This is a genomic window from Polynucleobacter sp. 39-46-10 (assembly GCF_002282275.1).
Map to the genome: position 1 here is coordinate 1 of NZ_NCJB01000128.1, position 7086 is coordinate 7086.

The window sequence follows — 7086 nt, forward strand, 5'->3', positions numbered from 1 at the left end:
CTAATTTTGCATCTATAGCTATCTGTCCATAACTCGATAGGTGATGCAAAATAATCAGCAAAGCTGCACTCACTTTTAGCAAATCAATCAGAAAAAGTGAGTGATCTTTTTTCAATGGAGTAACTTAATCGCGCTTACTCAATCTATTGAAGAGTAAATATTGATGATCTGAGTGCAGGATTATTTTGACTTAGTCTTGCCCATCAAAGAGGCCAGCATCGGATTGCTGCTAGCGAGCTCTTTTTTAGTTTTCGCAATACGCTCTGCAGCACCCGGCTTTGGTGTCTTAGCAGCATTTTTCATACGCTGAGCAGTAATTAAGGCTAGGTTCTTATAGAGGTCTGTTTTCTTCATTGTCATAATCAATAAATGTTTAAAACATTTCCCCCAGTATTACTTAGTCAAAGAACGCGCTGCTAATCCTAGAAACAGCAATGACCAGCCTTGCAATAAAAGCTCATCAGTAGGCCGGGCAACCAAAGGCTACTCTCAGGATAGCCATTCATGATGAGAACACCCATCAAAATAGAGATAGCTGAAGACAACACCAACCAAATCCACTCATTGAAGTGACGGTGCTGAAATGCTGAAATTAAACGCAGCACACCAGTAACAAAGAAGATGGCTGCCAACCAAAGCGTAATGGCTTCGAGCGCAGGAATCGGAAATGCCCAGGTATATAAACCAGCGGCAATATACAAAACTGCCAACACTACCTGAATGGACACACTCTTCCAGCCACTCGATTTGATGGCATGCGCAAACTGTAAAACACCACCCAGAATTAAGAAAGCGCCCAGCACATTAATTGTCACAAAAGAAAACAAGGTTTGCCCACCAATGAGGGTGCCTGGCACTTTGGCAGCAGCCCCTAAAACAGCGGCGCGGATTTCTTTTACTTGGGTAAGGGACAGCTCGGTCATGTGAAAAGCTTTCAAAAGGTAAGAAGATAAATACAAATTCGGTAACCCCTCTATTATCTCAGGGTTTGATACTAAAACATCCTTTTAGAGCCCGTGGAGATACAAATCAGCCATATTGAATGAAAACATCATGACTATTATTTTCGAAATCCTAGCAATCTTGCTACCAGTGCTAGTCGGTTCTATGGTGTGGAAGCATTTTGATCGCTACTTCGGTCGTAATGATCAGGTCTATATCAACAGCCTAGAGTATTTCCTCAAAAACTGGGTACAACCCTATTAAGCGCTGTTGCCCTTCTGTGGATTGGAATGACTTTGGTATTTAGTTAAACTCGGTAGCAATACAGGTTGATGATTAAGTGATTAACCATGAGTTACCTTATAAACGAATTTTTGATTACAGACCTATAGAGTAAGCACCCTAATTAATGGATATCCTGAACCCACTGCTAAATCAAACTTGGTTCATTGCTTTAATGAGCATTACCCTGATTGGGGCAGTCCTCTCTGCAGTTCACCATGCAGAAGTCATTGCCCACAAAACTGGTGAACCCTATGGAACTCTAGTACTCGCCATTAGTGTGACCATCATTGAAGCCTCACTCATCATTGCTATGATGTTTGCTGGTCATGAGGGCTCAGAGTTTATTGCGCGTGATGCAGTATTTGCTACCGTCATGATTGTGATGAACGGTGTTATTGGCTTATGTATCTTCATGGGCGGCTTTAAACACCATGAGATGTCTTTTCGTAATGAAGGTACTAATTCTGCTTTAGCAGTACTGACTGCTTTAGCTACATTCATTCTGGTCATGCCGATGGTGACAGTGAGCACCCCCGGGCCAGACTTTACCAAAGGGCAGCTCGCCTTTGCAGGGGTAGCCTCTTTTGCTTTATACGGGGCCTTTATATTCTTTCAGACAGTGAGCCATCGCGATTATTACCTTCCTAAAGCAGAAGATCAAAAGACCAATAGTGAGACACATGCAGAAAAGCCTAGCAATCTCAAGACTGCTACTAGCCTCCTGTTATTGCTCATTTCCCTTGCAGCAGTGGTAGGTCTCGCTGAAGCCCTAAACCCCGCAATTGAGGCGGGAGTCAAAGCTGCAGGTGCACCCAAAACGGTGGTTGGTATTGCCATTGCGATGTTGGTGCTTCTACCAGAGGGCTTTGCGGCAGTCAGGGCTGCTAGGGCTAATCGTTTACAGAGTAGCTTGAACTTGGCGCTAGGCTCCGCCTTAGCCAGTATTGGACTCACCATTCCGACGGTGGCGGCCTGTGCAATCATTTTTGATTTGCCGCTGAGTTTAGGCATCAGCAGCCTGAATATGACGCTGATGTACCTGTCATTCTTTATTGGGGCCCTAACGCTGGCCATTGGCAGAACCACCCTCTTGCAGGGAATTGTTCACTTGATTATCTTCTTTGAGTTCTTGTTTTTGAGTTTGGTACCTTAAAATATAAGAAATTCTTAGGAAAATTTTTAAAACTAGATCAAATCAAGTTAAAAGTATGTTTTTAGAATTTATAATGACTTCATGTCAAGTTTATTAGCTGCTTTTTTATCCTCATTTGTTGCGACTCTTCTCATTATTCGCTTCAAGCATCTGCATGAGCAATTCTCGGCCGATTCAGACCTTTCAGGGCCACAAAAATTTCATACTCAGGTCGTCCCCAGAATTGGTGGCATTAGTATCGCAATTGGGATATTTGCAGCACTCTTATTGAGGCTCAAAAACAATCATGCGCCAATTACTGAGATCACTCTATTAGTCTGCGCCATCCCAACATTTGCTATTGGCCTCACAGAGGACTTAACGAAAAAAATTAGTGTTCGACTTAGGCTGATATTTACTGCAATTGCTGCAATGCTATTGGTTTACCTGATGCCCGCTCAAATCACTAGACTCGATATTCCTTATCTTGATTTTGCTCTGGGCGTTCCAATTATTGGGGCTGCAATAACTGTATTCGCAATTACTGGTCTAGCCAATGCTTACAACATTATTGACGGCTTTAATGGTTTGGCAAGTATGGTAGGAATCATTACATTACTAGCTATTTCATATGTCAGTTATGTAGTTGCCGACCCACAGATTATGTATCTGAGTCTGATCATGGCTGCTTCTATTTTGGGTTTCTTTGTCTGGAACTACCCAAGAGGGCTAATCTTTTTGGGTGATGGTGGCGCCTATCTTATTGGATTTTGGATTGCCAGCCTCAGTGTCATGCTGACCTATAGACATCAAGAAATTTCACCTTGGTTTGCATTGCTAATTAATGGCTACCCAATCCTTGAAACACTGTTCACAATCTATCGCAGAAAAATCCATCAAGGTAAGAGCCCTGGACAGCCAGATGGCATACATTTTCACACCTTAATTTATAGAAGAATCTTAAGGCCGCATTGCAATGAAAGCGTATTCTCAGCCAATGCAAGAACTGCCCCCTATCTTTGGGCCCTCACCATTCTTGGCATTACTCCTGCAATTTTGTGGTGGGAATCAACCCCTATCCTGATGGCGGCTAGCCTTGTTTTCATCATTTACTATGTACGGATTTATTCCAAGATTGTTCGCTTTAAGGCGCCACGCTGGATGCATATCGGCTAAGAGGCTCTATATCTTGCCCTAGCAAGAGAGTGATACATGTTGTTTGCGGGCTTTTTACACCACGCGCCCGAGCACCCATCAAATCTACAAAACTTACTCATTCTCATTTACAAATACGCCTAGTTCGTTAATGGGCAAGACCATGCACAGCAGTAAGTTGCTCCGCACACTCATCGAGCAACTTCTGTGTGGATTCTGAATACGCCACTCGTGGCGTTTGCTATAAACATTTACGAACGAATCATGGCGCAATTAAGATCATCATTCGCAATCTATACGTCGCCTAACTGGCATTCCCCCGATTCAGTAGACAGTTAGTTAATATTGTCAACAATGAATCAAGGGAGTAGTTATGAAGCGAACCAAATACACCGCTGAGTTCAAAGTAGAAACTGTTAAACAAATTATTGAAAAAGGTTATTCAGCCACAGAGGTTTCTAGTCGTTTAGGTGTCCCTGTAGGCCCGCACTACACCTGGACCCGAAAACTCAAGGAGCCAGATGTGACACCAATAGAAGATGTCAAAGCCCTACAAGCTGAGATGACTAAGCTCAAAGCAGAGCTCAGGCGAACTGCCGAAGAGCGCAATATCCTAAAAAAGGCCACCGCGTACTTTGCCAAAGTGTCTGAGTGAAGTGCGCATTTATCAAAGAGCATCGCCAGGAGTTCCGGCTTTTGAGCATGTGCCAAGTATTGAAGGTGCACCACAGCGGTTATTACACTTGGCTCAAGGAGTGCCAGTCACTTCGGGCTCTGGAGAATGCCAAGTTATCGGCACAGATCCGCTATCACTACGATCAAAGCATGGGGATCTATGGCAGTCCACAGATTTACCATGTCCCCAAAGAAGCCGGGATCAGCTGTAGCAAGAACCGCGTGGCAAGGCTCATGAAGGCTTCGCAACTGCGCTCCATCCGCGGGTATAAGCGCCCACGCTACCGAGTGGGTCGACCCGCTTTGGTCTCCCCCAATCAATTGCAGCGTAAATTTACCCATGAGGTACCGGATCAAGCTTGGGTGACCGACATTACCTATATCCGGACCTACGAAGGCTGGTTGTACTTGACGGTGGTGATTGATTTGCAATCCAGATTAGTAGTGGGTTGGATTATGCAAGCACGGATGCAAACCCGCTTGGTGCTCGATGCCTTGACTATGGCAATCTGGCGCAGATAGCCCAAGAAAGCCCTATCATCCACTCGGATCAAGACAGTCAGTTCAGCGGTGATGAGTTTGCTCGCTGGTGCAAGGACAATCGCTTGAGCCCGAGTATGAGTAGACGAAGCTATTACTGGGATAACGCAGCCGCTGAATTCTTCTTTAGCATTCTAAAGAGTGGGCCCCTTAAGAAAAAGATCTGCCCAATTAGAACCGTAGCAAAATCCGAAATCTTTGAATACATCGAAGAGTTATATAACCGAGTAAGGCATCACAAGCACCTTGCTCAATTAAGTGCAATGACGTTCGAACAACGTCAAAGTGCATTATGAAAAGTGTCTAAGATATTGGGGGAATGCCATGCCACAATTTTTCAATGTCATATTCGCAGTTTATAACAATTTAATGAAAGAAACTTATCTACACAATTACCTAATCATCCCTATAAAACTGAGCCCTTTTGGGTTTTATAGTACTCAAATTTGGCAAAGAGCCCAAAAAGACGTGGCCAAAAAAACAGGTAAATGATCAAGAGGGCAAGTCAGTTGCCATCAATAGTAGATATTATTTAACCCCATAACTCCGGATGTAAATTTTGAGTTTTTTGTTAACTCACAATTTATAGAGCGCAATAATGGGCTTGCTTTTTCATAAAGTGAAACTGGGAATTTAACCTCAAGGATCACATCATCCGACTCAAGAATTTTAGAACCATATATTTTTTCATCCCTTATTTCGGCATAACTAATCATTCTATCAACAGTCACCCTGAAGCCTTCAAAGTTTGGATGATTGGAAGCAAAGTACGTCCTTTCATAACCAATCCAGAGCACGGGATTTAATAAAAACTCCAAAACAGAGTGCTCATGAACGTAGCACGATCTTGCAGTAAGAATCCTTGATTTAATATCTAAATTCGGGGACTGCACTTGAAAAAAAGATTTTTTATCGCATACATATCCATTCTTTTTCTTAACCTCAAGATGACTTATTGGAGTGGAACTCCCATACCAGCGCAATCGCACTTTAGTTTTATCAACTGAATCAACCAATATTTCATTTTCCGAGGACTTATTGAGCGTTTCAAAATAGATACTATTTACAAATCTATCGGGATAAGACTGGGCCAAAAAACTAGGAGAAGCACTAATCCATGAATACAAATCTAAGATATTCTTGGCAAAAAAAACGGTATTTGAGCTCATAGCGCATTTCAGTATGAGAGATCATTTTTTCATGCTACCGCTCGAGTATAAGTTATTGACATTAATACTTTGTTGCTTGATAGAAATTTCATTCAATACCAAAGAATTACCAAATTGCACTTGACTTAAATTTGAATAATCATCAACAGTTTTAGCAACTAAAGTAGCTGGACCATACTCTGTTTTTTTGTTATAGACCATGAAAACATTATTGGCTAGATTTTTTGCTTTAAAACCATGAACTTCAGCATAAGATTCATCTTTAACCGCAATTCCAGTCCCAGCAACTGCTACAGATAGATCAACTATGGAAGAGCGTGATTTTTCACCTACAGAAATAGCTTTATCTTTGACATTGAAGGCTGTAACTGAGGATATGTTAATGGTAGATCCTGAAAGATCAATTGCATCGCCCCCGATAGATGAAAAACTTGAATTTTCAATATAGCCGGAAGAAAAATCTGAATCAATAGCATCTGATCGCGTGTTTAAAATATTAGCGTTTTTTATGGAGAATTGAGTATGAACGAAATTTATTGCGTCCTCGCTTGTCACATTATCAATATTAATTCCATCAATAATTACACTTGTACCATAAAATGTTATACCTCCAGTAAGAGAAAGTAGTCTGTTTGGAATTACGTTTAAATTTTTTATTTTGACATTCTTTAGTAATGAGGGCTTGTTAGAACCATAAATATAAATCCCATTCCAATATTTATCATTGTGCCCCCTGAGAGTAATGGGATTTAATGCGTTACCAGAAGCGTTCAATCTTCCATTGATAATCAGGCTTGCTCCAGGCATGAATGAAATATTTGCTCCGGCTGCAATTTTTAAATCCTTGCCATAAGGAAAAATAATTGGTTGATTGACTACCCAATTACCAGCTGGAATAAAAAAATCTCCTATTGAATCTTTCCGGATGAAAGAGGGTATTGCTTCATTTTTTGGAGCCAGCGGATTTAAATCTTTGGGTTTGATATTTTTGGTATTAATTTTGTATTTAATCTCATTATCACCATATTCAGTAATTAAATCAATTCCGACTAGATTTGTCCCACGCTTATCACAGGCAAGCCTTCTAGTTAAATTGATTTTAATATTACCTCGTCCGTAGAGTGGCGCACTTGCAGGAATTATTCTATTTACCACTGAAGCAAATTTATATCCATCTTCACAGTTAAC

10 protein-coding genes are annotated in these 7086 nt (G+C 41.4%); 6 read left to right on the plus strand and 4 right to left on the minus strand.

Features of this window, described 5'->3' with window-relative positions; genetic code table 11:
- Nucleotides 1-180: 180 nt before the first annotated feature.
- Together B7X71_RS10450 and B7X71_RS10455 are read right to left on the minus strand one after the other, a co-directional pair.
- On the minus strand, nt 181-354 hold the full coding sequence (locus tag B7X71_RS10450) for a hypothetical protein (RefSeq protein ID WP_293600703.1): 174 nt from the start codon (nt 352-354) through the stop codon (nt 181-183).
- Between the two features lie 68 nt (nt 355-422).
- On the minus strand, nt 423-923 hold the full coding sequence (locus B7X71_RS10455) for a DUF308 domain-containing protein (protein WP_293600704.1): 501 nt from the start codon (nt 921-923) through the stop codon (nt 423-425).
- A gap of 130 nt (nt 924-1053) precedes the next feature.
- On the opposite strand from B7X71_RS10455, the gene B7X71_RS10460 reads away from it, so the two are divergent.
- From B7X71_RS10460 to B7X71_RS17910, 6 genes are all read left to right on the plus strand, one after another.
- The gene (locus B7X71_RS10460; protein ID WP_293600705.1) at nt 1054-1206 is read left to right on the plus strand and encodes a hypothetical protein; all 153 of its coding nucleotides are present in this window, start codon (nt 1054-1056) and stop codon (nt 1204-1206) included.
- A gap of 145 nt (nt 1207-1351) precedes the next feature.
- Nucleotides 1352-2380, plus strand: coding sequence for an ionic transporter y4hA (locus B7X71_RS10465; protein ID WP_293600706.1), 1029 nt, complete (start codon nt 1352-1354; stop codon nt 2378-2380).
- A gap of 81 nt (nt 2381-2461) precedes the next feature.
- Nucleotides 2462-3535: a glycosyltransferase gene (locus B7X71_RS10470; protein ID WP_293600707.1), complete on the plus strand. Its 1074-nt coding sequence runs from the start codon at nt 2462-2464 to the stop codon at nt 3533-3535.
- Nucleotides 3536-3887: 352 nt separating this feature from the next.
- Nucleotides 3888-4169, plus strand: a complete 282-nt coding sequence (locus tag B7X71_RS10475) for a transposase (RefSeq protein ID WP_293600708.1) — start codon at nt 3888-3890, stop codon at nt 4167-4169.
- Nucleotides 4166-4711, plus strand: coding sequence for an IS3 family transposase (locus B7X71_RS10480; protein ID WP_293600709.1), 546 nt, complete (start codon nt 4166-4168; stop codon nt 4709-4711). Before B7X71_RS10475 ends, B7X71_RS10480 begins: the two co-directional genes overlap by 4 nt.
- Before the next feature lie 95 nt (nt 4712-4806).
- Entirely contained in the window at nt 4807-5025 is a 219-nt protein-coding gene (locus B7X71_RS17910) for an IS3 family transposase (RefSeq protein WP_363926951.1), read from the plus strand.
- A gap of 219 nt (nt 5026-5244) precedes the next feature.
- Here B7X71_RS17910 and B7X71_RS10485 read toward each other — a convergent pair whose 3' ends face one another.
- Complete coding sequence (locus B7X71_RS10485; protein WP_293600710.1) at nt 5245-5898, minus strand: VTC domain-containing protein; 654 nt, start codon at nt 5896-5898, stop codon at nt 5245-5247.
- A 21-nt stretch (nt 5899-5919) separates the two neighbouring features.
- Nucleotides 5920-7086, minus strand: a 1167-nt coding sequence (locus tag B7X71_RS10490) for a hypothetical protein (RefSeq protein ID WP_293600711.1), incomplete at its 5' end; no start/stop codon positions are given.